This is a genomic window from Methylobacterium sp. WL1, assembly GCF_008000895.1.
Classification (GTDB): Bacteria; Pseudomonadota; Alphaproteobacteria; order Rhizobiales; family Beijerinckiaceae; genus Methylobacterium.
In genome coordinates this window covers 5029626-5056358 of sequence record NZ_CP042823.1, presented here as the reverse complement: position 1 = coordinate 5056358, position 26733 = coordinate 5029626, and the positions used below count along the sequence as shown (strand labels likewise).

Here is a 26733-nt window from a genome sequence, read left to right as displayed (position 1 = left end):
GACGGACGATTCCGCTGGTTTGAGCCACATCCCTGTCGGAACGTGCCTCGCGTCAGGAGGCGTAGCGCCGCTCCTGCGCGATGAGATCTGACATACCGACAAACTCGTTGAACTCGTCGAAAGGGGTCATCAGGTCCGCCACCGCGTTCGTGGTGCATCCCTCTTCCATGAACCGCTCCATCATCGTTTTAACAGCCTTGTGCATGGCGAACATCGGCTCAATTGGGCAAAGCGCGTAATCAAAACCGCACTCTTCGACCTCTTTCAGAGACAAGTAAGGACTTTTGCCCGATCTCGCCATGTTGAACAGGAGCGGTTTGCCGAGCGGTCGCAGGCGGCGACTGATCTCGCGCATCTGTTCCACGCTCTCCATCGCGTCGCAATACAGTCCGTCGGCACCGACCTCAGCGTAGCTGATGAGGCGGGCGATCGCGTCATCGAAGCCGGTCACGGCGAGCGAATCCGTGCGCGCGACGATGAAGAAATCCGGATCGCTTCGAGCCTCCAGCATGGCGCGCAGCTTCTGCTGCATCTCCTCGGCGCTGACGAGCTGCTTGCCCGAGAAGTGCCCGCACTTCTTGGGGACCGCTTGATCCTCCAGATGCAGCACCGAAGCGCCCGCCTCTTCCCAGAGTTTGATCGTGCGCTGCGCGTCGAGCACGCCGCCATACCCCGTATCCGCATCGGCGAAGACAGGGACGCTGGTAACCCTGCAGATGCGGCGGATATGCTCGAACATCTCGGTCTGCGTCAGCAAACCCATATCGGGGGCGCCTGCAACGATGGCAGAGGCCGCGAAGCCGCTAACGTAGATTGCAGGCGCCCCGACCTGCTCAGCCAGCTTGGCCGTGACGGCGTCGTGTGCGCCCATGCAAACGAACGGCGGCAACTCAAGAAGTTCGCGGAAGCGGGATGAGCGGGACAAAGCGGGGCCTCTGGGTTGCATTGGGCAGGAGGTTCGAAGCGACCTTGACCGGGCTCAAAGCGTGAACCCGAACCCCTGATGTTAGCGCAAACATAAACGCGATCGCCGCGTTCCGCAATCCATGCGGACGGGCTATGCGATAGAGTGTGGGATCAACTAGGCTACAGGCACGGCCAGGCGACTAAGATGGCAGACCTAACAGCGAGACCGCGCCGGAAGCAGAATCCGAAGCAAGGGAGGCCTGAGCCTCGTATGGAGGATGTGGCCGCCCTGGCTGCAGTTTCAGCGATGACGGTCTCGCGGGCACTGCGCGATCCGACTTCCGTGAATACCGAGACCAGACTCCGTATCGAGATGGCGATCGATGCCACCGGATACGTTCCCAATCGGATCGCCGGCAGCCTCGCTTCGCGCAGGACGAACGTCGTCGGCCTGATCGTGCCGAGCCTTCGCAACTCGCTCTTCACGGAGACGATCCAAGGCGTATCGGACGCTCTCGGCGCACATCACCCTTTGATGATCGCGGATAGCGGCTACGCGTTGGCCGGTGAAGAGGCCGCCATTCGGGCCTTCTTGGCCCAGCGCATCTGCGGGATCGTGCTGCACAACACGCAGCATACGGCGCGCAGTCGCACGATGCTCGAGGATGCAGGCATCCCCTGCGTCGAGACGGGGAACCTGACCGAGAAGCCTCTCGACATGACAGTCGGTTTCTCGAATTACGATGCAGCCTGCGCGATGACGGAGTACCTGATTGTCCGCGGGTACAAGAGCATCGGATTTGTCAGCCTGCCCATTCACGACAATGATCGCGCTGCCGAGAGGCGGGCGGGATTTCTAGCCGCCCATCAACGACATGGGTTGATCTCCGCTCCCGAGTTGCTGCTCGAAAGCCCGCCCGGACTGCGGAGCGGTGGGCGCGCACTCGCGACTTTGATTGAGCGCGTACCGGCCGTCGATGCGATCTTCCTTTCCGGCGATGTGCTGGCGACCGGAGCTTTGCTTGAAGCGAACCGCCGCGGCTTGGATGTCCCAAACAGGATCGCGATCGTTGGCTCGGATGACAACGAACTCCAGGAGACCGTCTCCCCACCGCTGACAACGCTGCGCTTTCCTCGCTATCAGATCGGGCATCAGGCAGCGGAGATGCTGATGAAGCAATTGCGCAATCCCTCCCGCGACATCCGCAGGCTTGACCTCGGTTATGAGCTCATCGAGCGGGCAAGCGCTTAAAAGCGAAACAAACGCGCCAACAACAATGACGTTTGCTGGCCGAAAGCGGACCGTCTGCTTTCGAGCAGCGAACTGGTCCAAGCAGACACCTTTATTCGCGATTTAGTCCGGCAGGCCGCAAGATCGGATCCAAAACGTATATTAGTAGGTGCCGCCCCGGAGGCGGCGATACTTTCGCCGACTCAGCTATTTCCGCAGATTGGTCACGTTGGCTACTACTAGTGTTCGGGGTCGATCGCTCGAACCTACACGAAATCTCGGAACGCGACCTCGTCCCGGATGCGCGAGGGTGCCGCCTATCCTTTGCGATCAACGCTGGCGATCCGTTTTTGTAAGGAAGGCTGCGATACCATGGTGGTACTCTTCGCTCTCCGCGAAGCTGTACACTTCCATCCGCTCGTCGCTCGTCACGGCGGCAGAATCCCGTTTCAGGCGCTAGATCTGACGCTTATGTGAACGGGCGGCGAGGATACCGCTCGCGCAGATGTTCTCGACTGCGGCAGCGACTTCGCGCTCGAAGTCGTCATTCCCGACCACCCGGGACACCAAGCCTTTCTCGTAGGCCGTGCGCGCATCAAAGAGACGGCCCTCGATCAGCAGCTCCGCGGTAACCGACGGCCCAACCAGCCGGAACAACGCCTCGGTCTCGCCGAAGGCGAGCGGGAACCCCAAGCGCCCAACTGGAGCCCCGAAGCGGGCGCATTTCGCCGCAATCCGGATATCGCACACGGCGGCTATCTCAAGGCCACCACCGAAGCATGCGCCCTGGATCGCAGCAACGACGGGCACGGGACAGGTGGCGATCGCGTTGAGGCAACCGCCTACATATTCTTCGTGGAAACGGACCACCTGCTCGCGCGTCGAGCGAGCGGTGCCAAACTCGGAAATATCCGCGCCGGCGGAGAACGCCTCTGCGGTCCCGCCACGAATGACGACGCAGCGTATCCCATCCTCCCGGGAGAGCTCCCGCACCTGTGCTGCCAGTTCCTGCCACATCAGTACCGTCAGCGCGTTGCGCCGCTCCGGGTGACTAATCGTGAGCGTCACGTGAGAGTCCGACTGTTCCGTAACGATCTTTCCAGCCATGTCGACTCCCAACTACCGCGACGATCGGCCCAGCTCTGGCCGTCGATGTACTGTTTGGCTCAGACTCGAACGTCTTGAGAAAGCTTCAGCAACTCCGCCGCTTCGGTGCTACGGCTCGCGTAGTCCTTCCAAGTTGAATTGCGGGCGAGCGTCAGCCATTTCTCGAAAGCGGCCGCGTCGATCTCGTGGGCCTGAACACCAGCCTTCCGAAAAACCTCTACAACCTTTTCGTCGTCGGCCTTGGAGCCCATCGTCCCAAACGGCTCCAACTCGGCTCCAACTGCCATGATCAGGTCGCGCTCGCCCGGCGCAAGACCATCGAAGATCGGCTTGGACATAAGAAGCGGCTCGAAGGTGAACAGGAAGGTGTGGTCGCGCGCCGTCGTCAGGTGCTTGGCGGTCTCCTCCAGGCGGAAGGAGATCATGCTGGTCGAGGAGGTGACGACGGCGTCCACCGCCCCCGTCTGCATCGCCGCGTAGATCTCGTTGGAGGGTAGCGACAGCGCCCCAGCCCCTGCCGCTTGGAGAAGAATATCCATTTCCCGGGAACCGCCTCGGGTCTTGAGGCCCCGCACGTCGTCGGGCACGACGATCAGGTTGGCGCGGGACACGACGCCGTTAGCCTGCCAAACCCAGGCCACGATCACGATGCCCTTCCCGGCAAGAAACGCTTCGAGTTTACGCCCGATCGGAGCCGTCTTCCATGCCGCGCCCTGGGCGTAAGATGCGACCACGCAGGGCATGAGCCCGATATTGACCTCTGGGATCTGGCCGCCGGCATAGGCCAGCGGGAAGAGGCTGAGGTCGAGCGCACCCTTGCGGAGCGCCTAGAACTGAGCGTTGGTCTTCATCAAGGACGAGTTCGGATAGACCGTCGCGGTGAGTGCGCCATCAGACCGCCGCCGCAACTCAGCGGCGAACTTCCGGCAGAGCCTGTCACGGAAGTCGCCATCCTCCTCCGTGCCACCCGGGAACTGGTGTGAAACCTTCAGATCGCGTCCGGCCGCCGCCTGCACCCTGAGCCCGATGATTGCCGGCGCCGCCATGGCAGCTGACAGCAGGTTGCGACGCGTCGGCATGGCTGGCCTTTCATGGTGCGGTGTTTTTGGTCTCAAACGGCAAGGTGAGCGTCATTCACGGAGCCAATGCTCGAGTCGAACCGGACGTCCGCATTGAAGACTGCGCCTGACAGACGGGGCCTCTTCGGCTTCGCGCCGTTATCACCGATTCTCGACGGAGATCCTGAAGGGATGGATCTGTATGCTGTCCCATGCGCCGTTGATGGCGAAGGGATCGCTGGACGCGAAGGCTTGGGCGACCTCCCAATTCTCGGCCTCGATTACGAGGAGGCTCCCAATCGGCACCTCGCCTGTCTCGTCGAGGATCGGTCCCGCGATCACGATCTTGAGTGGGGCCGCTGCGAGATAGGCTCGGTGCGCTGGATAATGGGTCTGCCGGATCGAGGGATCGGCCGTGTCGATACAATGGATGACGAAGTGCATGTTCGGGATACCTTCTCGCGTGGCCTCCTGTATATGCCGCCTCAGGCCACGCGTGGGTCGAAGGCGGTTTCCATCTCGCGCCGCAGGCGCACGACAGGATCGTCCGGATCAAAGGCAACGTCGTCCCAGCGAATGCCCGAACCCATCGGCACGTCGCGTGTAAGCTTCACCTGTTGCGCCAACCCCAGGGGCAGGTAGCCCTCGCTCAGCGAGACTTCGGCCGGGGTTTGCCGGCCCCAGACGCAGTAGCCGCCCTCGCCATCGAGCGTCTCGCCCGCCCTCAGGTCGCGCTTGGCAGTTGCGACTACGTCGGCGCTGAAGCAGGTTGGAGCGCCAGTCGGCTGCTTGAGCAGGGCGGCCCAGGCTGCGGAAATACCGAGCTCCAATCCGCTGAAGTGAATGGGCCGGTAGAGGGCCGCGTAGCGCCCACTTGCATCGGGCAGCATGTGGTACTCACGGAAGCATTCCCGCGTGTAGGAGCTGTCCTCCGCCGCCTCGATCACGACGAAGGTTCCGTGGGCGAGATTGTGCTGCAGGGCCGAGCCGTCCCGGGCGAGCGAGGAGACGCACTCCGTCACGCCAGCCATCTCCAGGCATCCACCTTCGTCCTTCGGGCGCAGTATGTCGGCGAGCTCGAAGCGGCTCGCGGGCGGGAAGGCGAGTCCCTGTAGCTGCGCCTTGAGTCCGGTCGCGTTGGCGATTGCCGTCATCTCGATCGCCGACTTGGTCCCGTCGACGAAACTGTTGAACATCTTCGGGTTGATTGAGGACCGGTCCTCGATCTCAATCAGACCTGGCAAGTTGTCGAACACGGTGTCGGGCGTTGATTGGTGATAGCGCGGCAGGTAGCGCGTGCCCTTGCCTGCCGCGACGACATGAAATCCGCAGGCGCGCGCCCAATCGACATGCTCGCAGACGATCGCCGGCTGATCGCCGTAGGCGAGGGAGTATACGACGCCCGCCTGCTTGGCCCGACGAGCGAGCAATGGGCCCGCCACGACGTCTGCCTCGACATTGACCATCACCACGTGCTTGCCAGCCGCGATGGCGGCCAGCGCGAGGCGGATACCGGTGCGCGGATCGCCCGTCGCCTCGATGACGACCTCGATGCCCCCGGCCCGGATCACCTCGTCGGCGCTATCGGTGATGTAGGTCCCGCCGGTCCGGATCGCATCCTCGCAGGAGCGGGCGGCATACCGCTCCGACGGCCAGTTGCAGGAGGCGAGTTGGCTCGCGGCCCGGGAAACGTCGAGGTCGGCGACGGCGACGATTTGCATGCCCAGCGTCGTGCGGGCCTGCGCCAGGAACATCGTCCCGTACTTTCCAGCGCCGATTAGGCCGACCGTCACAGGCTTGCCCGCGTCCTGCCGCTCCCGGAGCAATCGATAGAGGTTCATCGTTGGCGTCTCCCCATTGCCGTCACCGGGCGGCCCGCGGCGGGGGAAGCGCCAAGTTGACGTTCACGCTCTTCATCTCGGTGAAGCTATCGAGCATGCCTTCGAGCGACATCTCCCGCCCGATGCCGCTTTCCTTGATCCCACCGTAGGACTGGCCGAGCGCCTGCCCGCCGCCCTGGTTGACCTGAACCCAGCCGGCCTCGACGGCGTGGGCCGCCCGCAGGGCACGGCCGATGTCGCGGGACCAGATGTAGGCGGCGAGCCCATAATGGCTGTCATTGGCCATGCGGATCGCCTCGTCCTCGTCCCGCCAGGGGATCGCCACGAGGACCGGCCCGAAGATCTCCTCCCGGGCGAGGCGCCAGTCGTTCGAAGTGTCGGCGAAGATAGTCGGCAGCGCGAAGTAGCCGCGGGTGAGCGGCCCCTCCTTTGGCGGCAGGCCGCCAGTCACGAGCCGCGACTCCGGGCGGCTGAGTCCGTCCGAGACGTAGTCGCAGACCTTCGTGAACTGTCGCTCATTGATGATCGAGCCGACATCGGTCGCCTCGTCGAGCGGATCGCCGATCTTGAGAGCCGAGGTGCGGGCGACCAGTCGGTCGAGGAACGCGTCGTAGATGTCCGCGTGAAGGAACAGGCGCGAGCCAGCCGTGCAGGACTGGCTCTGGCGGGTGAAGCGCATCGAAGCCACGATCCCGTCGAGCACCCAATCCTCGTCGGCGTCGGGATAGACGATCGATGGGCTCTTGCCTCCGAGTTCGAGGGAGACCGGAGCGACGCGCTCGGCCGCGGCCCGCATGATCGACTTGCCCACGGCGGTCGAGCCGGTGAAGCTAAGCTTGCGCACCAGGGGATGGGCGGCGAGCGGCTCGCCGCATTCCCGGCCGTAGCCGGTGACGACGTTGACCACGCCCGGCGGCAGATGATCCTGGCAGATCTCGGCGATCATCAGCACCGCGAGCGGCGCGTCCTCGGCGGCCTTGAGCACGATGGTGTTGCCGGCGCAGATCGCGGGCGCGATCTTGAGCGAGGCGAGTTGGGCCGGGGCGTTCCAGGGCACGATGGCGCCGACCACGCCGAGGGGCTCGCGCCGGGAATAGCTGAGCTGAACCTCACCGAGCGGGATCGTGACGCCCTTCAGCTCGCCCCCGAGCCCCCCGAAGTACCGGAAGGTGTCGGCGACCATGCGGGCCTCGCCCCGCGCCTGGGTGCGCAGGGCATTGCCGGTCTCGCTCGCGATCAGGCGCGCCAGCTCCTCCTGCCGGGACTCCAGTGCCTCGCCGATGGCGAGCAGTATCCGCCCTCGGTCGCGGGCCGCGACCTTGGCCCAAGACGGGAACGCCGCCGCCGCGGCGTGGACGGCGAGGTCGACATCCGCCGTCTCGCCCCTCGGAACTTCGCCGAGAGGCTCGCGCCGCCCCGGATTCTCGACGATGATGGTCCTGCGGGAGACGGCCGACCGCCACGCGCCGCCAATCAGCATCTGCTTCGAGAGGATGGCGGGCGCTGAGCCGGTCGCGGCTTCCAGATTCGACATGGTGTTTCCTTCAGCGTGTCGGGCGCTCACGAGTTTGCGGCAGGAGATGGCGCGCCTTCGATCATGCGGATGACGCCGGAGTAATCGAGGGTCCCGGAGCCGCCACCGCAGAACAGGCTGTAGAGCGCCGTGGCCAGGGTGCCGATCGGTAGGCTCGAACCGGTTTCCATCGCCGCCCGCTCAGCCAGCCGCAGGTCCTTGAGCATGAGGTCGGCCGCGAAGCCGTTCCGGTACTCGCGGCTCGACGGGACGTTCGGAAGCAGACCTGGAACTGGTGGGTAGCTCACGAGGGCATGGCAGCTCCCCGTCGAGGTCGAGACGATGTCCCGCATCGTGGCGGGGTCGAGCCCGAGGCGCTTGCCCAGGGTGAAGGCTTCCGACACTGCGATCATCGAGATGCCCGCGAGCAGATTGTTGCAGACCTTGGCGGCCTGACCGTTGCCAGCGGGCCCGGCGTGGAAGACGTTGCGGCCCATCGTTTCCAAAATCGGCCTGGCGCGGTCGAGATCGCCGTGATCCCCGCCGACCATGAACGTCAGGGTACCGGCCTGCGCCCCCATGACTCCGCCCGAGACTGGGGCGTCGAGAACCGCAATTCCGCAGTTTCGGCCAGCCTCGTGCAGGGCTCGCGCCTCCGCGACGGCGATGGTGGAGCAGTCGATCAGTAGGGCGTCGGCCGGAAGCCTGGCGAGTGTTCCCTCCGACCCAGTATGGACCTCCAGCACGTGGCGGCCAGTCGGAACCATAGAGATCGCGTATTCGGCCCCCGCAGCGACTTCCCCGCAGGTCGCAACCACCTCCGCCCCGGCGGCCCGCGCCTCCGCTCTCGCCGTCTCGCTGATGTCGAAAGCTCGCACGGTGTGTCCGGCCTCTACGAGATGGCGGAGCATGGGCAGTCCCATGCGTCCCAGGCCGATGAACCCAATTCGGGCCATTGTCTTTTCTCCCAGTCCGTTACTGAGACTTCGCGATGAGCGGGCAGCCGCCGTCGGCCAATGGTCGGAATGCGACCTCGGCGGGGATCGTCGCCTTGTAGGTGTAGTAATCCCAAGGATACTGCGACTCGGACGGCGTTTTGGCGGTAAACAGGTACATCGGATGCATCTTGCGACCGTCCGCGCGGATGTACCCTTTGCCGAATAGAGGGTCGTCGGTCGGCATCGCCTTCATCTTCGCGACAACTTTCGCGCCGTCGCTCGCCTCTCCGAGGGCCTCCACGGCTTTTAGGTAATGGAGGATCGAGGCGTAGACGCCCGCCTGAACCATCGAGGGCTTCGCCCCCGACCGCAGCGCCGCGAAGCGGGACGAGAAAGCGCGGGTGCCGTCGGTCATGTCCCAGTAGAACGGCGCGACGAGCGATAGTCCTTGCGCCAATTGTAGCCCGATGGCGTGGACGTCGGTGATGTATATAAGCAGGCCCGCCAGCCGCTGCTTCGAACCGGTGATGCCGAACTCGGCCGCCTGCTTGATGCTGTTGACGGTGTCCCCGCCGGAGTTGGCGAGCCCGATCACTTGCGCGCCTGATGCCTGCGCCTGCAGAAGATAGGAGGAGAAGTCGGAGGTATTGTTCGGCGCCCGGACGTGGCCCAGCACCTTTCCACCGCTTGCCAAGACCATTTTTTCGGTATCGCGCTCCAGGGCATAGCCAAAAGCGAAGTCGGCAGTGAGGAAGAACCAGGTCTTTCCGCCCGTCTCGACCATGGCCTTCCCGATGCCGTTGGCGAAGGCCCAGGTGTCGTGCGTCCAGTGCACCGTGTTTGGCGTGCACGCCTTGCCGGTCAGGTCAGAGACGGCCGGACCCGAGGCGAGCATGACCTTATTCTTGTCCCGCACGATCTGGCTCACTGCCAGAGCGGCGGCGGAATTGGTAACATCGGCCACGGCGTCGACGCCCTGCGTGTCGAACCATTGCCGGGTGATCGTGGAGGCGACGTCGGCCTTGTTGCCGTGATCGGCGGTCAGGATCTCGACGTTCCAGCCCCGGGCGCGAAGCCCGGAATCCTCAACCGCGAGGTTTGCCGCGACGACAGAGCCTGGGCCGCCCATGTCGGCATAGATCGACGACTGATCGTTGATGACGCCGATCTTGAGGCTCCTATCCGCCGCCGAGGCGGAGCAGATGCCGAGCAGAAACGCGGCAGCCGCACGGTAAAGGGCCCGTGCCATCGCACCATCCTCCCAGTGTCGCGGTCTCATGCCGCTCGTTTGTCCCGACGCCGGCTCGCATGGAGCGGTACGGGATTGCAGCGAAGAAAGCGCACACGCCCTCGCCAGTCTATGTCAATTTCCGCACAACACGCGCTCACGGATTGACAGATGGCGACGACGCACCGGTGGGACGATCTTCAGGCCTTCCTGGCCGTGGCCCGGGCCGGCCGGCTGACCGAGGCCGCTCGTGGCATGGGTGTCGAGCACACGACGCTCAGCCGCCGGATCACGCGTCTGGAGACGGCGCTTGGGGCCAAGCTGTTCGACCGGCGGCCAACAGGTTATGGCCTTTCGGCGGAGGGCGAGCGTCTGCTGCCGCGGGCTGAAGAGATTGAACGAGCGGCGCTCGGCATCTGGCTTGACCGGGTCGATCCCGTCGTCGGACTCACGGGCCCGGTGCGGATCGGCGCACCGGAAGCTGTCGGGACCTTCTGCCTCGCGGAACACATCGGCGAATTGTCGGTCCGGCATCCGGGCCTATCAATCGAACTCGTGGCGACGCCGCGGGTCTTCAGCTTGTCGAAGCGCGAGGCAGATCTTGCGATCGGCCTCACACGGCCGGCCACGGGGCGCCTTCACGCGCGCAAGCTTGGCAACTATGAACTTGGCCTCTACGGGGCTCCGGCCTACGTCGCCCACCACGGCCGGCCCGAGAGCCAAGCCGACCTGCATCGTCACCGTTTCATCGGCTACATCGACGAGCTCGTTTTCTCGCCGGAGCTTGACTATTTCAAGGCTGCACTGCCCGGCTTGCAGCCGACGATCCGAATTTCGAACGTGATTACCCAGATGACAGCGGCCCGGACTGGCGCTGGCCTGTGTATTCTGCCCTGTTTTATGGCCGATAAGCACCCGGACCTTGTGCGTCTTTTACCGAAAAACGTTCGCATCACCCGCACTTATTGGCTGCTCACGCATGCGGACATGGCGCATCTCCAGCGGATCAAGGCCGTCACTGAGTTCATCACCGCGGTGGTCCGCGCCGCCCGCCCAGCTTTCCTGCCCTCCGATGCCTGATGCATCGACCCGAAAGGACACGGGTTGCTCCCCCGCTTCCGCCCATTTCGGATCCGACGAGTCTAGTCTCTTGAAAAAGGCCTAAGGTCTGACCACCCCGATGGCAGCACGTTTAAAGTCGTCAGAGGCGACTGAATGTCGTTTGTGGGCGCTAAGAGGCGACTGCAATTGGCCGAAAGCAGCCTGTCCGCTGTGGGTTGATTTTTGCTGCGTATCGGACATCGGCTCAACCTCGTTTGGCGATCATGCTGGCAGACCTGCCCTTGCCAAAGCTTCAGCGTAGATCTTTGCTGTACTCTCAAGCGGAAAGGGAATCCGCGTGAGGAAGCCGGAGACCGTCAACCTCGGCTCGACAGTGAGCAGAGTTGCGACAGCCTCCCGGGCGCGGTCCAACCGCCCCAGCTTGACGTTGGCGACCGCGAGCACGCGTAGGGCCACAGCGAAGCGTCGGTTCTGTGCAAGGGCTCGGTCAGCCCATTCGATCGCACCAGCGTGGTTCTCATCGATCAGGTCGGCCACCGCCATGACGCCGGCCATCAGCCAGCCGCGCGGATCGCGTGGATTGAGCCTCTGCGCGCGGACCACCATGTCCGGGCCCTCGAGGCCGTTGCCGCACGTCGTCTCGATCCAACCCGCGAGCGTCAACGCCATCGCGGAGTTGGGGTTGAGGAGCAGCGAGCGTCGGAAGAGATCCCGCGCGCGCTCGTGCCCACTCAAGGCCATGTTCCAGATCGCGAAGGCCGCCATCCATAACACCTGCGCGTCGCCAGGCGCGAGCTCGACCGCTCGCCACGCGAGGTCGACGGCCTCGCTGCGGGCGTGATCGTCCTGCTCGGCCCAACCCTGAAAATGGCATTGCGCGCGGCAATAGGCTGTCGCGGCCATCGCGGAGGCGTAGTCCGGTTCAACAACCAGTGCCTCGCTCAGGCAGGCGAGCGCGGCCTCCATGCCGGCCCCGGTGAATTCGGACAGCTGAGCATTCGCACGCAGCAGAAGCTCGTAGGCATCGAGCCGCGACGGGGCTGCGTGCCCGAGACGGCCGATCTCGGCCTGCTGCAGGGTCGGCTCGATCGCCGCGACGACGCTGTCGGCAACCCGCTCCTGCAACGCGAACACGTCCTGGGGATCACCGTCGAACCGATCCGACCAGAGATGGGCGCCCGAGACCGCGTCGACGAGCTGTCCTGCGATGCGCAGCCGGTCGCGGCTGCGGCGCACGCTTCCCTCAAGCACGTAGCCGACGCCGAGCTCCTCACCGACCCGGCGCACGTCGATCGCTTTGCCTTTGTATGTGAAGGAGGAGTTGCGAGCGATCACGAACAGGCCACTCATGCGCGATAGAGCCGTGATAATCTCCTCGCAGATCCCGTCCGCAAAAAAATCCTGCTCCGGCTCGCCGCTCATGTTCGCGAAGGGCAGGACCGCGACGGCCGGCAGTCGTGATCGCGCGCGCCAGGAAAAGCCGGCGTCGGATCCTGGCCCTGCCACGGGCTTCGGCAGGTCCTCGGTCATCGCCTTGACGTCGCCGACGAAGCGCACGCCCTTGCGCGGGAGTGTGCGGATCAGGCGCTGGTCGAGGCCCGTGTCGCCGATCGCCACGCGCGCGGCGTTCAGCCGGCTGCTGATCGTCGCCTCCGAGACGATACGGCCGTGCCAGACGATTTCCAGAAGTTCGTCGCGACTGACCACGCGATCGCGGGCCGCGATGAGGTGCGCGAGGAGATCGAACACCTGCGGCTCCAGCGCGACGAGGCTGCCCCCCTCTCTGAGCTCGCGCCGGGCCGTATCGAGGGTGAAGGGCTCGAACTGGTAGATCACGCGGCCACTTCCCTGACCACGCCGGTGCGGCGAAGCCGTCCCACGCCGAAAATCAGGAGGCTCTGAAGGGGAACCCCACGGCATCTCAAAGCGGCCGGCGGCCAATCGGGGCAATATCCCGCGCATCGACACCTCAGCACCGGGATGCGCCCATGCCGTCGGAGATCATCAACCAGAACCGCCGCCGCCTTCTGAGCGGCGCAGCTGCCAGCATCGCGGCCGCCGAACTCGGACTCGTCCATCCGGCGCGGGCGCAGCCGCGCTCGGGCGGAGGCGCCGCATTCGGGCCGCTGAAAGAGGTCGACGCCGGCCTTCTGCGCGTCGGCTATCTCGAGGCGGGCAGCCCTTCCGGTCCGGTCGCGATCCTTCTGCACGGCTAGAGGCTGTTATGGACCCGTGGCTTGGGGATTCCAGATGAGGGGGCATGACCCCTTCGCGCAGATCCTACCCATCCGACGTCTCCGATAATGAGTGGGTGCTGGTCGCCCCTTATCTGACCCTGCTGCGCGAGGATGCGGGGCAGCGCGAGCATAGCTTGCGCGAGGTGTTCAATGGCCTGCGCTACGTCGTGAAGACAGGGGCACCCTGGCGGTGGATGCCCAACGATCTGCCACCCTGGGAAGCCGTCTACCAGCAGGCCCAACGCTGGCTGGCGGCCGGCTGCTTCGAGCAACTGGCCGACGACCTCCGCGCCCTGCTGCGCCTAGCCTCCGGGCGTCGTTCAGAGCCCAGCGCAGCGATCCTCGACAGTCGGACCCTGCGCTCGACGCCCGAGAGCGGCGAGCGGGCCGGATACGATGGAGCCAAGCGCAAACGGGGCTCGAAGGTCCACTTGGCCGTCGACACCCTGGGTCACCTCCTGGCGCTGCACGTCACGTCCGCCGACGCCGACGACCGCGCCCAGGTCGGGCAGCTCGCCAAGGCGATCCAGGCCGCCACCGGCGACACCGTCGATCTCGCCTATGTCGATCAGGGCTACACCGGGGAGAGGCCGGCTAAGGCCGCCCGCACGCACGGTATCGAGCTGGAGGTCGTCAGACTGCCCGAGGCCAAGCGCGGCTTCGTCCTGCTGCCGCGGCGCTGGGTGGTGGAGCGCTCCTTCGCCTGGGCGACCCGCTTCCGACGCCTCGTCAAGGACTACGAGCGCTATCCCAGCACGCTCGCGGATCTCCACATCGTCGCCTTCGTCTGCCTCATGCTCAAACAAGCCGCTCGACTGGCAGCCAGTTCATAACAGCCTCTAGCCCTACGACATCCATAGCTTCGTAGAGGTCGTACCGCTGCTCACGGCGGCGGGATACCGGGTGATCGTACCCTACCTGCGCGGCTACGGCACGACGCGCTTCCTCGCGAACGAGGCCGTGCGCAACGGCCAGCAAGCGGCGCTCGCGGTCGACGTCATCGCCCTGATGGATGCGCTCGACATCCGTCGGAGCGTTCTCGCCGGTTTCGATTGGGGTGCCCGTACCGCCTGCATCGTCGCCGCGCTCTGGCCGGAGCGGTGCAAGGCGCTGGTGTCGGTCAGTGGCTACCTGATCGGCAATCAGGAGGCGGGCAAGACGCCGCTGCGGCCCGAGGCCGAGCTCTCGTGGTGGTACCAGTTCTACTTCGCGACCAGCCGCGGCCGAGCCGGCTACGAGGCCAACCGCGCAGAGTTTGCCCGGCTGATCTGGCGGACGGCATCGCCGCGCTGGCAGTTCGACGATCGCACCTTCGCAGAGAGTGCTGCGGCTTTCGACAATCCGGATCACGTCAGCATCGTCATCCACAATTACCGATGGCGCTTGGGTCTCGCCGACGGCGAGCGGCGATACGATATGCTCGAGGCCCGTTTGGCGGAGGCGCCGAAGATCGGCGTGCCGACGATTTCGCTGGAGGGGGATGCGAACGGGGCACCGCATCCCGATCCCGCCGCCTACGCCACGATGTTCTCCGGAGGATACCAGCACCGTACGATCACCGGCGGCATCGGGCACAACCTTCCGCAGGAGGCGCCCCAGGCTTTCGCCCAGGCCGTGGTGGACGTCGATGCCTTCTGACCATCATCTCCGCGGGCGCAGCGCCCTTCTCCTGGCGTGCGTCGCCCCAGGCTTTCTCGTCGCGGACGTACGGGCGGTGGAAGGGAGCGGAAAGCCCGCCACGCCGATCTATGGCGTCACCGTACCCGATGGCTACAGAGACTGGCGCCTGATCGCTCCAGCGCTCGAAGACGCTCCGCTGAACGAATTGCGTGCCGTCGTCGGCAACGACCTCGCCGTGGCGGCCTTTCGAGACGGCACGCTGCCCTTCCCGGATGGTACGGTCCTCGTGAAGCTGGCTTGGGAGCGTATGCCGTCAACGGAATTCGCGTCGGCGACGGTGCCGGGCCGGGCCACGACCGTGCAGGTCATGGTCAAGAATACTAAGCGTTACGCTGCGACCGGCGGATGGGGCTTCGGCCGTTTCATCGGCGGCAAACCCGTGGATGAGGCGCAGCACCGAACCTGCTTCGCCTGCCATGAGGCGCGTGTCAGGAACCGTAATTACGTATTCACCGGGTACGCCCCCTGAGCTGCGCAAGCGAGATGCGTCGCCTTATGGCCGAAAGCGGTCTGGCGGCTTTCGGTTGCGTGAGGTGCTAAACCGGACATCGCAGCGTTCTCGCTGCCGGCTGCCGACGGACACGTTTATTCGACGTTTGAATTTCCGACGCGGTTTTGCGACAGAATCCGGCAGCCTCGGCGGGCGCAACATGCATGGCCAGCGTTTGTCGGGAAGACGATCGGATACCCGAGATCCGAACGAATAGGACAGAAGTCCGATAAAGGCGAGAAGCAGTGGTTGGCTTGACGCCCAAAACTGGACGATCGGTGTTTCTCTCGTGCCGGCCGTTCAAGATACTTTCGACCATCCCTCAAAGTGTGCTTGTTGCTCTGCTGCCAGACCGTCGAACAAGCAGGGGTGATGGAACTAGCCTGATTCTTTCGTTCGCAATCGAAGCGTTTCAGCAAAAACGCAGTTGGACGACGATCAATCACGAAGCCGTATGGAGAGATGGCTCATATATTGCAGCCGCGAAGTGGGGATATCCCTCGACACGGGTGATGTGTCTGATCTTTAGGGGGGATCGATGGCTATCCAGTCGTACTCAGACTCTGATGCGCCGGCCTTCAATCCGCCTGCCACGCTCGATAGCACTTACCGTCGGATTACCCTGCGGCTACTGCCGTTCCTGATGGCCCTTTGGGTTCTATCCTGGATCGACCGGGTGAACATCGGCTTCGCCAAGCTTCAGATGCTGGCCGATCTCAAATTCAGCGAGACCGTCTACGGCATCGGCGCCGGCATATTCTTCATCGGCTATTTTATCTGCGAGGTGCCAAGCAACCTCATGCTGGAATACGTTGGTGCCCGCAAGACAATCGCGCGGATCACCTTCCTTTGGGGCATATGCTGCGTGGCGATGATGTTCGTCACAACGCCGGCGTTCTTCTACGTGCTGCGCTTCTTCCTCGGAGTGTTCGAGGCCGGTTTCTATCCCGGGGTGATCCTCTTCCTGACGTACTGGTACCCGAGCGAGCGGCGCGCCAAGGTGTTCGGCTTGTTCATGTCGGCCTCGGCACTGGCCGGCGTCATCGGCGGTCCGCTCGCCGGCGGCATCCTCAACGGTATGAATGGCGTCAACGGCTGGGCGGGCTGGCAGTGGGTGTTCCTGCTGGAGGGCATCCCGTCGATCCTCGCGGGCGTCGTCACGCTGCTCTACCTTACCGACCGGCCGTCCAAGGCCAACTGGTTGACGCCCGAGCAGCGGTCGCTGGTCGAGGCCGACCTAGCCCGCGACGCCGCAGCCCAGGGCCCGCGCGAGCACCGCATCCTCGCCTCGCTGAAGGATGTTCGTGTCTGGCAATGCATCGCAATCTTCTTTTGCATCGTCACGGCGAACTCGGCGCTGACCTTCTTTGGGCCCAGCGTGGTGCGTGACGCCGGCTTCACCGATCCGCTCACCGTCGGCTGGATCATGTCGGCGGCCTACCTTTTCGGCGGTGCCGGGATGATCCTCAACGGGCGCGACTCGGACCGTACGGGGGAGGCACGCCTGCATTGCGGTGTGGCGGCGTTCCTGGGCGCCGCCGCGATCGCGCTGACGGGCCTCCTCGTATCGAGTGCGCCCATCCTTGCGATGATCGCGCTCGCGGTAGGGATCGTCGGCACGATGAGCGCGATCCCCGTTTTCTGGCAGATCCCGGGGCGCTTCCTGGCAGGTTCGGCCGCGGCGGCTGGCATCGCGCTCATCAACTCGGTAGCAAACCTCGCGGGCTTCGGCGCCCCGGCGGTGATGGGCTATCTGCGCGAGCACACCGGCTCGGTCTCGATCGGCCTATGGATCGTCGCGGCCGTCGAGGCACTCTCACTCTCGCTGATCCTCGCCTTCGTCCCGCCCACGACCCCGGAACTGGAGCAGCGCGCAGCGTCCCGCGCCGCGCACGAGCCGGCGTAATCTCACTGCCATCAGGAGCCAACCTTGGATCATCCCTCAAACCGATCCGAACTGACGCGGCGCAGCCTCGTAGGCGTCGGCCTCAGCACCGCGGTGGTGGCGTCCGCAAGCACGGCGATGGCGCAGGGCGCACCCACGAGCTCTCCGGCCAAACCCGGCGCGCTGACCACCGCCCCGACTTCACAGACCGGCCTCTCTCCGCGGTTGACCCTGCACGCCATCGACAATTTTCATGGCACGCCCGCTGCCGGCATGGTCTGCGACCTCGCGATGCTCGATGGCGAAGGCTACAAGCCACTCAAAATCATCACCACTACGGCGACCGGGCGCCCGGCCGGCCCGGTGCTTGTCGATGACGCCTTCAAGGCGGGCCACTACGAGCTAGTGATGCATTTCGAGGAATACTTCTCAAAGCTCGGCGTAAAGCTACCCAGCCCGAACTTCCTGAGCCTCGTGCCGATCCGCTTCCAGATCCACGATGCCGGCCAGCGTTACCACCTGCCGGTGCTGCTCACGCCCTGGGGCTATTCGTACTATCGCGGTAGCTGAGATCGGCACCGTCCGAACGGATAGACCCCATCCCTCGCTCAGGACACCGAAGATCATGGCCGGCATCTCGACCCACGTCCTCGACACCGACCGCGGCCGTCCCGCCAGCGGGGTGCGCATCGACTTCTCGATGATGGAGGACGGCAAGTGGCGCTTGGTGAAGAGCGTCGTTACCAACGCCGATGGGCGCACCGACAAGCCGATCCTGCCCGGCGACGAAGCCAAGGTCGGCCAGTACGAGCTGGTGTTCCACGTCACCGACTACCTGAAGGCTCGGTCTGGCACGGCCGAGGCCGACATTTTCATCGACGACCCCGTGGTGCGCTTCGCGATCTTCGACGCCAAGCAGCATTACCACGTGCCGATGCTGTGCGCGCCGGGCAGCTTCACCACCTACCGCGGCAGCTGAGGCCCCGTGCCCGACATCGCCGCTGTCAACGGCCTGGAGCGGGACGCCTTCGTCGTCCTACTCGGTGGGGTGTTCGAGCACGCCGCTTGGGTGGCGGAGGCCGCTTGGCTGGGCCGCCCCTTCGCCAGCGTCTCGGATTTGCACGCGGCGATGATGGCTGCGGTACGCGCCGCCCCGCCAGATCGGCGTCTGGCTTTCCTCAACGGTCATCCGGAACTCGCCGGCCCAGAGGCGCGGGCGAAGAGCATGACCGCCGAGTCCGTGAGCGAGCAGGGCGCGGCAGGGCTCGACCGGATGCCGCAGAAGGACGCGGACGCCTTCGATCGGTTGAACCCGGCCTATCGGCAGAAATTCGGCTTCCCGTTCATCGTTGCCGTGCGTGGCCGGGACCGAAGCGAGATCCTCGCGCTGTTCGAGGCGCGCCTCTTGAGCTCGCGGGACGAGGAGGCGTCTGCCGTCCTCGATGAGATCGCCGCGATCACGCGGATGCGGCTCAATCGGCTAGTGAGCGAGGCAAGTATCTGATCCACTATATAGTGGCCGATACCGCCCATCCGATCAGACGATTTGTTAATTATTTATCTATCTCAAAAACAATCGGTTGAGCGCCCTGCCACAGCGCCATCTCGCCGAGCTTACGCAGGTTCTCCAAGCCAGAGGTCAACGTGAGGAAATGGTTGCCCGCGAGCTGGCCCATCTTCGAGCCAAAATGCACGCCGCCGTAGGCAAGTAGGATCTCAGTCTCGCTGATCCCACCGGGATAAAGAATGATTTGTCCCGGTGCCGGGTAACTGGTGTGGTTCTCGTAGCCAACACCGAAATCGTAGTCCCCAAGCGGCATCCACACACCTTCGCCGCTCCAGCGGACGTGTACCGCCTGGGTCTTGAACGGCATGCGCGTGCGGAACGCCGCGCAAGTCTTGGGCGCAACTTCTTCCTCAAACCGCGCCTCAAATACGAACGGCCCGGCCGTCACGCGCAAATCGCCCATCTGCTGCTCTCTTCGCCTTACCGGTAACGGTTATAGGCCCGAGTGGGGCCGATCGCCCACCATCCCTGATTGGGTGGCGGGCGATGTGAATGAGATTCAGGCAAGCTGCCCGCCCGCCGAGATGACCGCAATATCGGATGGCGGGTTGTCGAGCACCGCCCGCGCCCGCGCCTTATCCAGGTCGCCCTCCCAGGCGGCCACGACGACGGTGGCAACGCAATTGCCAATCAGGTTGCCGACTGCACGTGCCATGCCGATGAACCAGTCCACCGATAGGACCAGCACGAGGCCGATCGCAGGGATCGAGGGAACCGCGCTCAAGGTAGCCGCTAGGATCACGATGGCTGAAAGGGCGGTCGCCGCCCGATCGAGAATTAAGCCGCGCTGACCGGCATCCTTTTCGTGCTGCGCTCGGGCCTGCCCTGAGAGATGCTGCCGGCCGAGATGGGCTGTGGCTGCGGGATGAGTTGCTGGCGGCGTCTGCGCGACTGGCAAGAGGCGGGCGTCTGGGCGCATCGGCATCAGGTGCTGCTGGAGCGTCTGCACGCGGTCGGGCAAATCGACTGGAGCCGGGCCAGCCTGGACAGTGCGTCTATCCCGGCCAAAAAAGGGGCTCTGCCACCGGCCCGAACCCGACGAACGGGGGCAAGCCGGGCACGAAGCGCCACCTTGTCACCGATGCGCGCGGTACGCCGCTTGGCTTCTGCCTGAGCGGGACCAACCGGCACGACAACCCGGTGCTGGCCCCGACGCTCGACGCTATCCCACCCCTGCGCAGCGGACGGCGTGGACGCCCGCGTCGGCGGCCCAGCAAGCTGCACGCCGACAAGGCCTACAATGCCAAGGTCCGACGCCATGAGTGCCAGGCCCGCGGGATCGTGCCGCGTATCGCCCGCAAAGGCATCGAGAGCAGCGAGAAGCTCGGGCGTCATCGCTGGGTCGTCGAGCGCACCCACGCGTGGTTCAACCGCTTCCGCCGCCTGCCCGTCCGTTACGAGCGGCGCGCTGACATCTACCAGGCCTTCACCAGCCTCGCCGCAAGCCTGATCACCTTCAACCAGATCAGAGCGTTGGTACGCGTTTTAAGGCGGGATTCGCCCCATGGATCAGGCTGCCTCACCGGCTGTGGCCCCGTCCGCCGCTCCTACCGGTTTGGCAATCCCCGCTGCTGACGCTCGCGACGGATGCTGTCGGCCTGGGCCATGATCTGCTTTCGAAGGCCTTCGAGACCGTTTCGCGTCTTTTCGTGCTCCGGGCCGGCCAGCGACGGATCGGGATAGAGCCGGTCCCATTCCAGGACCATCGAGATCGTACGCGCCAGCTTCGTGACGTCGCCGAAGGCATATTCATTGACCGGCCGCCCGATCGTCTCGATGAGCGCGGCGAAAAGGGCCGGGTGCCCCGTCTGATCAAGATCGCGATGTGCCGCCAGGTAGCTGCGATAGCGCAACTGTCCAGCATAGAACCAGAACGTCGCCTCGTCTCCGCGGCCCGCCCCGAGAAGGGGCTGCGCCTTCGCCATCACGTCGCTCGGAGGAAGCCTTGCAGCGGCTTCGGCGCCATCGGGCAGTTTGATCCCCTGTGCCGTCGCCGGGAGGGCCGTCAAGGAGGCCCACAGCGCAGCGATCGACAACGCGCCGCCACGGAGCCAGGATCTGCGATCCACCATGCTGCACGTCCTTCCTTCTGCCGACAGTCCGGCTTCACGACTGGGCTTCGGCGGGCCCCTTATCTCCGGCTTGGGGCAGACGGTTCTGTTAGTCAGTCTTGAGTGCGCCCGCTCTGCCTCGCGAGCATGCCGAGCCGCCGCGTTCGGAAGGCAGTCGAGGACGTCACAAACTTGTTCGTGCCCGTGATAGAGCTAGCCGGGGCGGACGGGATTATCGCGGTGATCGGGTTCGAAACGGGGGACAATCGCGACGCGATCGGCTCGCCGGGGGGTCTCACGCTGGCCTGCGCCTCGGCTGAAGATCAGTGCGACTTGGCATCCTGCCAAGCGGCGTTGCCGCAGGCTGCTATCAGAGGCCGACCCAGCCGTCGACGTGGTGCAACAGTTTGTTCGGTTGGCCGACCGTGGGGATACATCGCCGACCAGAGTGTCGCGTCGTCCCTTATGGACAGACCTATCATTCTCGTTCGGTAACGGGGGGCGCCCCCGTCACGAAGGACCTCGTGCTTCATCCGCACCGCCCCGAGGCAGCGACCGATGCCGAACTTTATCGAGTCCAGCCTGCGCACCGCCGCTGAAGGGCTCGTAGCATTGGTGGCAGCCTGCAGCCGACTACGCCTGCCGGGGACGCCGCACCCCTTTGTCGTCGGTGTCCACGCGCCAATGCGTGAGGAGCTGACGCTTTGGAACTTACCGGTCACCGGGACGATCCCGGCAGGGCTCGACGGACGCTACCTCAAGATGGGCGCCAACCCCGCCGGCCCGACGACGCGCGGTCACGATTGGTTCCTCGGCGACGGCATGGTGCATGGTCTATGTATCGAGAGCGGTAAAGCGCTGTGGTACCGCAACCGCTGGATCGGCTCGCGCGCGGCGTCCGCGGCGCTTGGCCGACCCGCCGCCCCCGGGCCGCGCCGGGGTGATGATACCGTCAACACCAACGTCGTCGAGATCGGCGGCCGCGCCTTCGCCGTGGTCGAGGCCGGCAGCTACCCTGTGGCGCTGTCAGAGGACCTGGAAACCCAACGCTACGATCCGTTCGACGGAACGCTTGCCGGCTCCTTCACCGGACACCCGCACCGCGACCCGGCGACCGGCGAGACACATGCCATCGCCTACGACGGCCGCATCTGGGACCGCGTGCGCCACGTCGTCATCTCGCCCGCCGGTCGCGTCGTGCGAGACGTGTCGATCCCGGTCGAGCACGGCCCCTGCATCCACGATTGCGCGATCACCGCGCGCTTCGCGGTCGTGCTGGATCTGCCCGTCACCTTCTCGATGCGGGCTGTGCTGGCCGGCCACCGTTTCCCATTCCGTTGGAACCCCACCCACAACGCCCGCGTCGGCCTGCTCCCCCGGCACGGCACTGCTGCCGACATCACGTGGTGCACGGTGGAGCCATGCTTCGTCTTCCACGTCGCCAACGGCTACGACACCACGGACGGGCAGGTGGTCCTCGACGTCATTGCGTACGAGACGGTGTTCGCCTCGGCCGGTGGCGGCTTCGACGCACCCGGACGGCTGGAGCGCTGGACCGCCGACCCCACGACGGGGCGGGTCGATCGGCGGATGATCGACCCCGCGGCGCAGGAGTTCCCCCGGATCGACGAGCGCCTATTCGGGCAGCCCCACCGATACGTCTACACGGGCTCAGTCCCCGCCGACGGCAACACGCAGCTCGTCGGCGCGACACGGCTCTACAAACAGGATTTGGCGACCGGGGAGCGGCGCACGCACGAGTTCGGCGCCGCCCGTGTCCCGGGTGAGTTCGTATTCGTGCCGGCGGGGCCAGAGGCTGGCGAGGACGAGGGGTGGCTCGTCGGGCTCGTCATCGACACGGCGAGCGACACGACGGATTTCACCGTCCTCGACGCGCACGCGTTCGAGGCGCCGCCCGTCGCTACAGTCCACCTCGGGCATCGGATCCCACCAGGCTTCCACGGAAACTGGTTTCCAAAGCATTGCGCCGGGTGACTGTTGCCGGACTCTTGGGGGGCCGGCGCGCGTTCACGTGCAAGAGCGTGCGATAGCCCACCTCGCCGCCCTCTGATGCAGCGGGCGTGGTTCGGCTCATTTGCGTAGGGCTGGAGGATCTCGTCGAGCAGGGTGGCGCGCTCGTCGCTGAGTTTTCGGCAAGCGATCCGCCCCGGCCAGGACGGCGAGCCGGCATCGGTTGATGCCGAAATTTGCCGCCCGCGCGCGGAGCAATGAGATCAACCGCAGGGTCGCCGTAGCCATAGCTTGAATGGTCAGACGAAGAACGGGACACCCGGCTTCAATCACGCTCAAAGAACTAGAGATACTTGAGCCATGCGATATCGTGTCGAGCCGCCTTGACGCGCGAGAACCATGCTGTCGGCCAATAGAGTGGCGCGATCAGTCCGACATACCAGAGGACCACCCAGCCATAATTCGCGACGCCGAACACGGCGCCCTGCGTCGTCCCCCAGATGGCGACGGCGCCATGGTACAGGAGCCGCAGAATCGTGAGGTGGAGCAGGTAGAAGAACAACGGCGCTCCGCCGAACACCGCCAAAGCCGCGACGACCGAAGCTTCGCGCATCCGTTCCAGCGCGACGAGGAGCAGCGCTCCGATCCCGAGCGTCAGCAGCAGGAACAGCAGCGATGGCGGATACTTCGTGAGCGCGAGGAAGCTCATCGTAGTCCGGAGCGCATCGCCTTCGACCGCGAACCAGGGCTTGTCGCCGTAGCCGTTCACCAGCCGCAGCACCGCGAACGCGACGAGCATCAAGCAGCCGAGAGCCATGAACCGGCGCTCGCGAGTGCGTTCCGCGACGCTCGGCAGGAACCACGGGCCGATCGCATAGCCGAGCACGATCACGCCGATCCATGGGATCACCGGATAGGTCGTCTTGGCGACCAGACCCAACGGCAACGCGATCACGTCGCGTTGGTGCAGCATCGCCCAGACCGGGAAGAGCGGTTGATCCGGCTGGAGGTGGATAGGGTCGAGGAGGTTATGGCTGCAGACGATCAACAGCCCCACCGCGAACAGAGCCGGGCGTGGCAGACCGATCAGGGCCGCCAGGACGATCATGCAGACGCCGATGCACCAGATGACTTGCAGCCAGAGCGTCGGACTGGCCACGCCCCAGTACAGTTCCGACAGGTAGAGGACCTCCAGCGCCATCAGCACGAGGCCACGCTTCAGCAGGTAGGCCCGCGTCTCGGCCAGCGTGTGCCGGGTACCGAACAGGAATGCGGCAACGCCGGTCAGCGCGATGAAGATGGGCGCGCACAGGCTGACGACGAGGCGAGCCAGGGCCACGGCTGGCAGGGCGGTTCGGGCGTCGATGGGGTCGGCCACGGGCACGTGCAGGAACCAGGTCTCGCGCAGGTGGTCGAGGAGCATCAGCACCATCACCAGCCCGCGCAGGGCATCAATGGAGCCGATGCGGCCTGACGCGGCCGGTGCGCACGCCGACACCTTGGACGTTCCGGGATGCACCCTCATCAGAACCGTGCCGTCATGCTCACGGTGACCCGCCGAGGCTCGCCGACGCCAACCCAGAAGGTGTTGTAGGAGCGCTCGTAGTAGGTCGCGTCGAATATGTTGTCGACGTTGAGCCCGAAGCGCAGGTTCTCGTAGCGGTAGTAGGCCAGCGCGTCCGTCAGGATGTAACCCGGCAAGCGGAAGCTCTCGACGCCGGTGTCGCCGAGCCGCGAGCCGACCGCCCGGAACCCACCGCCGATCCCAAAACCCTTCCAGTCGCCCGCCTGGATCTCGTAGATGCCGAGCAGCGAGCCGCTATGGCGCGGGATGTTGAGCAGCGGCGAGCCGACCCGCAGCACCTCGTCGCGGGTGACCGCCGCGTCGATGAAGGCATAGCCGCCGATCACCCGGAACTCCGGCGTGACCTGCCCGACCAGGCTGACGTCGAAGCCCTGGCTGCGCACCGCCCCGGCGGCGATCTGGAAGAAGAAGTCCGCCGGGTCGGTGGTGAGCACGTTCTCCTTCTCGATGTGGAAGGCGGCGGCCGTCACGCTGAGGCCGTCGAACAGGTCGAGCTTGGTCCCAACCTCGTAGGCGAACCCGGTCTCGGGCGCGAAGGGCCGCGACGCGCTGTCGAAGCCGGTGTTCGGGCGGAACGAGGCGGCGACGTTGCCGTAGAGCGCCAGGAACGACAGCGGCTGGTAGACGAGGCCGGCGCGGGGCGAGAAGCCGGTGCGGTCCTGCTCGGTCCGTTCGTTCGGGACCTTGTCCCGGAAGGTCTGGTTGTAGAAGTCGGTGCGGTTGCCCAGCAGCAACTTCCATTCCGGGTTGAGCGCGATCTGGTCCTGGAGGTAGATTGCCGTGTAGCCGACGTTCTCGCTGGCGCTGTAGAGGCGCGTGAACGGAGGCTTGGCCTGCCCGTAGACGGGGTTGAACAGGTCGATGGCGAAGGGGTCGAGGCGCGGGGTCGAGCGCAGCAGGTTCTCGGTGCTGTTGTAGCGCTCGTGCTCCAGGCCGAGCAGCAGGGTGTGGGCGATGGGCCCGGTCTCGAAGCGCCCGACGAGTTCGGCCTGCCCGATGGCGACGCCCCAGGTGAAGTCGTGCCGGCGGAACTCGCGCAAGAGCGTACGCCCGTCGTCGAGGATCCCGGTCGCACCGGTCTGCAGGCCGGTCAGGCTTCCGGTGTTGAGGTGCGTGGCAACTCGTAAATGCCAGTCGGTGTTGAAGGCGTGCTCCAGCCGCACCTGCAGGAGCGCGCTCTCGGACACGGAATCGTCGCCCGGCTCGCCGAAGAAGCGCGAGCGCGGGACGAGGCCGAGGCGGTTGTTCACCGCGACTGTGCCCCGGTCGAAGGTCTGGCGGTTGCGCAGGTACTGCGCCTCGAACGTAATCTTGGTGTCGGGCGTGACCTGCCAGCTCACCACGGGCGCCAAGAGCACCCGGTCGCCGCCGACGAAGTCGCGAAAGCTGTCCTGGCGGGCGAGGACGCCGTTGAAGCGGTAGAGCACGCTGCCGTCTTCGCTCAGTGCGCCGCCGGCATCGACCGTGGTGCGGGCTGTGCCGAAGCTGCCGAATAGCGTGCCCATCTCGACGAAGGGTCGGGCTATGGGCTGCTTGGTCAGGATGTTGACGGTCCCGCCCGGATCGCTGCGGCCGTAGAGGGCGCCGGCCGGGCCCTTCAGGACCTCGATGGACTGGACGTTCTGGGTGTCGGGGGCGCCATTGTAGCCGCGGGCGATGTTGAAGCCATTGAAGAAAATGTCCTGGGTCGCGAATCCCCGAACGGAGTAGAGGGCGAGGTTCTGGCCGCCAAAATCGTTCTGCTTTCCGACCCCGGGCACGTAGTCGAGCGCGCGCTCGACGCGGGTCGCGGCTGTGTCAATCAGGACTTCCCGGGGGATCACGTCGACCTGCTGCGGCAGGTCGAGGCGGGGCGTGATCGTCTTGGTGCCGCTGTAGAGCTCCGGCACCCGTTAGGTCGGCGTGGCGGTAAGGGTACCCTCGACCGAGAGCGCGTCGAGGACCACGGCGGCCTCTTCGGACGGTGCGACTTGCGCAATGGCAAGGGAGGGAAAGGCACAGGCGAGCGCCAGCACGGGCAGGATCGGGATCGACGCGGAACGGGACAAAGCGGACGGCCTCGGGCAACGGCAGTGGCACGTCACTGCGAACGAGGCCGAAGCCATACGCACGCGCATGCTTCCGCACCCGCCGGGGCACCCCGCCCAGCGCGTTTCGCGTGTGACCACGACTGACGGCAGGTCTCCTGGCTCGCGGGTCGTTGCCCTTCACCGTCTTCCCGAGCGAGGCGGCTCAGTGACGTCGGTGGTGAAGGGCTCGCCGCTTACAGTTGCGCGGGCAGCCGCGGCTTCGGATCGACCCTCACGGACTGATCCTCACCGCGTTCCCTTTTGATCCCCAAAGGGAACCGTCATCGTCACCATCAGCTGCGTTGCTGGGTCGC

At 65.3% G+C, this 26733-nt stretch carries 23 protein-coding genes, 4 pseudogenes and 1 riboswitch; of the genes and pseudogenes, 12 read left to right on the top strand and 15 right to left on the bottom strand.

Annotated elements, in window-relative coordinates; genetic code table 11:
• Positions 1-52: 52 nt before the first annotated feature.
• Positions 53-871, bottom strand: a complete 819-nt coding sequence (locus FVA80_RS24665) for an isocitrate lyase/PEP mutase family protein (RefSeq protein WP_210248938.1) — start codon at positions 869-871, stop codon at positions 53-55.
• A 306-nt stretch (positions 872-1177) separates the two neighbouring features.
• Here FVA80_RS24665 and FVA80_RS24660 point away from each other — a divergent pair, with 306 nt between their 5' ends.
• A complete protein-coding gene (locus tag FVA80_RS24660) occupies positions 1178-2158 on the top strand; it encodes a LacI family DNA-binding transcriptional regulator (RefSeq protein WP_187193500.1) in 981 nt (326 codons plus the stop codon).
• Positions 2159-2593: 435 nt separating this feature from the next.
• Here FVA80_RS24660 and FVA80_RS24655 read toward each other — a convergent pair whose 3' ends face one another.
• From FVA80_RS24655 to FVA80_RS24625, 7 genes and pseudogenes are all read right to left on the bottom strand, one after another.
• The gene (locus FVA80_RS24655; protein WP_210249467.1) at positions 2594-3205 is read right to left on the bottom strand and encodes an enoyl-CoA hydratase/isomerase family protein; all 612 of its coding nucleotides are present in this window, start codon (positions 3203-3205) and stop codon (positions 2594-2596) included.
• Positions 3206-3303: 98 nt separating this feature from the next.
• Positions 3304-4323, bottom strand: a pseudogene (dctP, locus tag FVA80_RS24650) (TRAP transporter substrate-binding protein DctP).
• A 141-nt stretch (positions 4324-4464) separates the two neighbouring features.
• Positions 4465-4746: a YciI family protein gene (locus FVA80_RS24645; protein WP_147909505.1), complete on the bottom strand. Its 282-nt coding sequence runs from the start codon at positions 4744-4746 to the stop codon at positions 4465-4467.
• Positions 4747-4787: 41 nt separating this feature from the next.
• A complete protein-coding gene (locus FVA80_RS24640) occupies positions 4788-6143 on the bottom strand; it encodes an SAF domain-containing protein (protein ID WP_147909506.1) in 1356 nt (451 codons plus the stop codon).
• 22 nt (positions 6144-6165) lie between these two features.
• Positions 6166-7677: an aldehyde dehydrogenase family protein gene (locus FVA80_RS24635; RefSeq protein ID WP_187193499.1), complete on the bottom strand. Its 1512-nt coding sequence runs from the start codon at positions 7675-7677 to the stop codon at positions 6166-6168.
• Between the two features lie 26 nt (positions 7678-7703).
• Positions 7704-8612, bottom strand: coding sequence for a 3-hydroxyisobutyrate dehydrogenase (gene mmsB / locus FVA80_RS24630; protein ID WP_147909507.1), 909 nt, complete (start codon positions 8610-8612; stop codon positions 7704-7706).
• Between the two features lie 19 nt (positions 8613-8631).
• Positions 8632-9843, bottom strand: a complete 1212-nt coding sequence (locus tag FVA80_RS24625; RefSeq protein WP_147909508.1) for an ABC transporter substrate-binding protein — start codon at positions 9841-9843, stop codon at positions 8632-8634.
• 150 nt (positions 9844-9993) lie between these two features.
• Here FVA80_RS24625 and FVA80_RS24620 point away from each other — a divergent pair, with 150 nt between their 5' ends.
• Positions 9994-10902, top strand: a complete 909-nt coding sequence (locus FVA80_RS24620; protein WP_147909509.1) for a LysR family transcriptional regulator — start codon at positions 9994-9996, stop codon at positions 10900-10902.
• A gap of 243 nt (positions 10903-11145) precedes the next feature.
• On the opposite strand, the gene FVA80_RS24615 is transcribed toward FVA80_RS24620, so the two are convergent.
• Positions 11146-12720 (bottom strand): winged helix-turn-helix domain-containing protein, encoded by a 1575-nt coding sequence (locus FVA80_RS24615; protein ID WP_147909510.1) that lies wholly within the window; start codon positions 12718-12720, stop codon positions 11146-11148.
• Positions 12721-12872: 152 nt separating this feature from the next.
• Between FVA80_RS24615 and FVA80_RS24610 the strand changes: the two genes are divergently transcribed.
• From FVA80_RS24610 to uraD, 8 genes and pseudogenes are all read left to right on the top strand, one after another.
• On the top strand, positions 12873-13100 hold the full coding sequence (locus FVA80_RS24610; RefSeq protein ID WP_187193498.1) for a hypothetical protein: 228 nt from the start codon (positions 12873-12875) through the stop codon (positions 13098-13100).
• A 44-nt stretch (positions 13101-13144) separates the two neighbouring features.
• On the top strand, positions 13145-13954 hold the full coding sequence (locus tag FVA80_RS24605; RefSeq protein ID WP_147957888.1) for an IS5 family transposase: 810 nt from the start codon (positions 13145-13147) through the stop codon (positions 13952-13954).
• 10 nt (positions 13955-13964) lie between these two features.
• Positions 13965-14759: pseudogene (locus tag FVA80_RS24600) on the top strand (alpha/beta hydrolase); the annotation flags it as partial.
• Complete coding sequence (locus FVA80_RS24595) at positions 14749-15270, top strand: cytochrome P460 family protein (protein WP_147910290.1); 522 nt, start codon at positions 14749-14751, stop codon at positions 15268-15270. The pseudogene FVA80_RS24600 and the gene FVA80_RS24595, both read left to right, overlap by 11 nt.
• A gap of 559 nt (positions 15271-15829) precedes the next feature.
• A complete protein-coding gene (locus tag FVA80_RS24590; RefSeq protein ID WP_147910289.1) occupies positions 15830-17197 on the top strand; it encodes an MFS transporter in 1368 nt (455 codons plus the stop codon).
• A 24-nt stretch (positions 17198-17221) separates the two neighbouring features.
• Positions 17222-17746 carry a hydroxyisourate hydrolase gene (gene uraH, locus FVA80_RS24585; RefSeq protein ID WP_147910288.1) on the top strand — a complete coding sequence of 175 codons (525 nt, stop codon included), beginning with the start codon at positions 17222-17224 and terminating at the stop codon, positions 17744-17746.
• 55 nt (positions 17747-17801) lie between these two features.
• The gene (uraH, locus tag FVA80_RS24580; RefSeq protein ID WP_147910287.1) at positions 17802-18155 is read left to right on the top strand and encodes a hydroxyisourate hydrolase; all 354 of its coding nucleotides are present in this window, start codon (positions 17802-17804) and stop codon (positions 18153-18155) included.
• Positions 18156-18161: 6 nt separating this feature from the next.
• Positions 18162-18680, top strand: coding sequence for a 2-oxo-4-hydroxy-4-carboxy-5-ureidoimidazoline decarboxylase (uraD, locus tag FVA80_RS24575; protein ID WP_147910286.1), 519 nt, complete (start codon positions 18162-18164; stop codon positions 18678-18680).
• 49 nt (positions 18681-18729) lie between these two features.
• Here the strand turns inward: uraD and FVA80_RS24570 are convergent, their stop codons facing one another.
• Complete coding sequence (locus FVA80_RS24570) at positions 18730-19146, bottom strand: DUF3830 family protein (RefSeq protein WP_147910285.1); 417 nt, start codon at positions 19144-19146, stop codon at positions 18730-18732.
• 96 nt (positions 19147-19242) lie between these two features.
• A pseudogene (locus FVA80_RS24565) lies at positions 19243-19494 on the bottom strand (cation:dicarboxylase symporter family transporter); the annotation flags it as partial.
• Between FVA80_RS24565 and FVA80_RS24560 the strand changes: the two are divergent.
• Positions 19495-20213: pseudogene (locus tag FVA80_RS24560) on the top strand (IS5 family transposase); the annotation flags it as partial.
• 77 nt (positions 20214-20290) lie between these two features.
• On the opposite strand, the gene FVA80_RS24555 reads toward FVA80_RS24560, so the two are convergent.
• On the bottom strand, positions 20291-20815 hold the full coding sequence (locus FVA80_RS24555; protein ID WP_147910284.1) for a hypothetical protein: 525 nt from the start codon (positions 20813-20815) through the stop codon (positions 20291-20293).
• A gap of 537 nt (positions 20816-21352) precedes the next feature.
• On the opposite strand from FVA80_RS24555, the gene FVA80_RS24550 reads away from it, so the two are divergent.
• On the top strand, positions 21353-22789 hold the full coding sequence (locus tag FVA80_RS24550; RefSeq protein WP_147910283.1) for a carotenoid oxygenase family protein: 1437 nt from the start codon (positions 21353-21355) through the stop codon (positions 22787-22789).
• 319 nt (positions 22790-23108) lie between these two features.
• Here the strand turns inward: FVA80_RS24550 and FVA80_RS24545 are convergent, their stop codons facing one another.
• From FVA80_RS24545 to FVA80_RS30745, 3 genes are read right to left on the bottom strand one after another with little or no spacing between them, the layout of a single operon-like run.
• Entirely contained in the window at positions 23109-24263 is a 1155-nt protein-coding gene (locus FVA80_RS24545) for a heparan-alpha-glucosaminide N-acetyltransferase domain-containing protein (protein WP_246692126.1), read from the bottom strand.
• Positions 24264-24289: 26 nt separating this feature from the next.
• Positions 24290-26239, bottom strand: coding sequence for a TonB-dependent siderophore receptor (locus FVA80_RS24540; protein ID WP_246692125.1), 1950 nt, complete (start codon positions 26237-26239; stop codon positions 24290-24292).
• Between the two features lie 3 nt (positions 26240-26242).
• Entirely contained in the window at positions 26243-26398 is a 156-nt protein-coding gene (locus FVA80_RS30745; protein WP_187193497.1) for a hypothetical protein, read from the bottom strand.
• 109 nt (positions 26399-26507) lie between these two features.
• Positions 26508-26717: riboswitch (cobalamin riboswitch) on the bottom strand.
• Positions 26718-26733 lie beyond the last annotated feature (16 nt).

Coding starts and splice junctions, on each gene's coding strand:
- FVA80_RS24610 (WP_187193498.1), top strand. CDS start 12,873: ATGCCGTCGGAGATCATCAACCAGAACCGCCGCCGCCTTCTGAGCGGC.
- FVA80_RS24620 (WP_147909509.1), top strand. CDS start 9,994: ATGGCGACGACGCACCGGTGGGACGATCTTCAGGCCTTCCTGGCCGTG.
- FVA80_RS24660 (WP_187193500.1), top strand. CDS start 1,178: ATGGAGGATGTGGCCGCCCTGGCTGCAGTTTCAGCGATGACGGTCTCG.
- mmsB (WP_147909507.1), bottom strand. CDS start 8,612: ATGGCCCGAATTGGGTTCATCGGCCTGGGACGCATGGGACTGCCCATG.
- FVA80_RS24570 (WP_147910285.1), bottom strand. CDS start 19,146: ATGGGCGATTTGCGCGTGACGGCCGGGCCGTTCGTATTTGAGGCGCGG.
- FVA80_RS24635 (WP_187193499.1), bottom strand. CDS start 7,677: ATGTCGAATCTGGAAGCCGCGACCGGCTCAGCGCCCGCCATCCTCTCG.
- FVA80_RS24590 (WP_147910289.1), top strand. CDS start 15,830: ATGGCTATCCAGTCGTACTCAGACTCTGATGCGCCGGCCTTCAATCCG.
- FVA80_RS24550 (WP_147910283.1), top strand. CDS start 21,353: ATGCCGAACTTTATCGAGTCCAGCCTGCGCACCGCCGCTGAAGGGCTC.
- FVA80_RS24555 (WP_147910284.1), bottom strand. CDS start 20,815: ATGGTGGATCGCAGATCCTGGCTCCGTGGCGGCGCGTTGTCGATCGCT.
- uraH (WP_147910287.1), top strand. CDS start 17,802: ATGGCCGGCATCTCGACCCACGTCCTCGACACCGACCGCGGCCGTCCC.
- FVA80_RS24665 (WP_210248938.1), bottom strand. CDS start 871: ATGGGCGCACACGACGCCGTCACGGCCAAGCTGGCTGAGCAGGTCGGG.
- FVA80_RS24595 (WP_147910290.1), top strand. CDS start 14,749: ATGCCTTCTGACCATCATCTCCGCGGGCGCAGCGCCCTTCTCCTGGCG.
- FVA80_RS24640 (WP_147909506.1), bottom strand. CDS start 6,143: ATGAACCTCTATCGATTGCTCCGGGAGCGGCAGGACGCGGGCAAGCCT.
- FVA80_RS24645 (WP_147909505.1), bottom strand. CDS start 4,746: ATGCACTTCGTCATCCATTGTATCGACACGGCCGATCCCTCGATCCGG.
- FVA80_RS24605 (WP_147957888.1), top strand. CDS start 13,145: ATGACCCCTTCGCGCAGATCCTACCCATCCGACGTCTCCGATAATGAG.
- FVA80_RS24625 (WP_147909508.1), bottom strand. CDS start 9,843: ATGGCACGGGCCCTTTACCGTGCGGCTGCCGCGTTTCTGCTCGGCATC.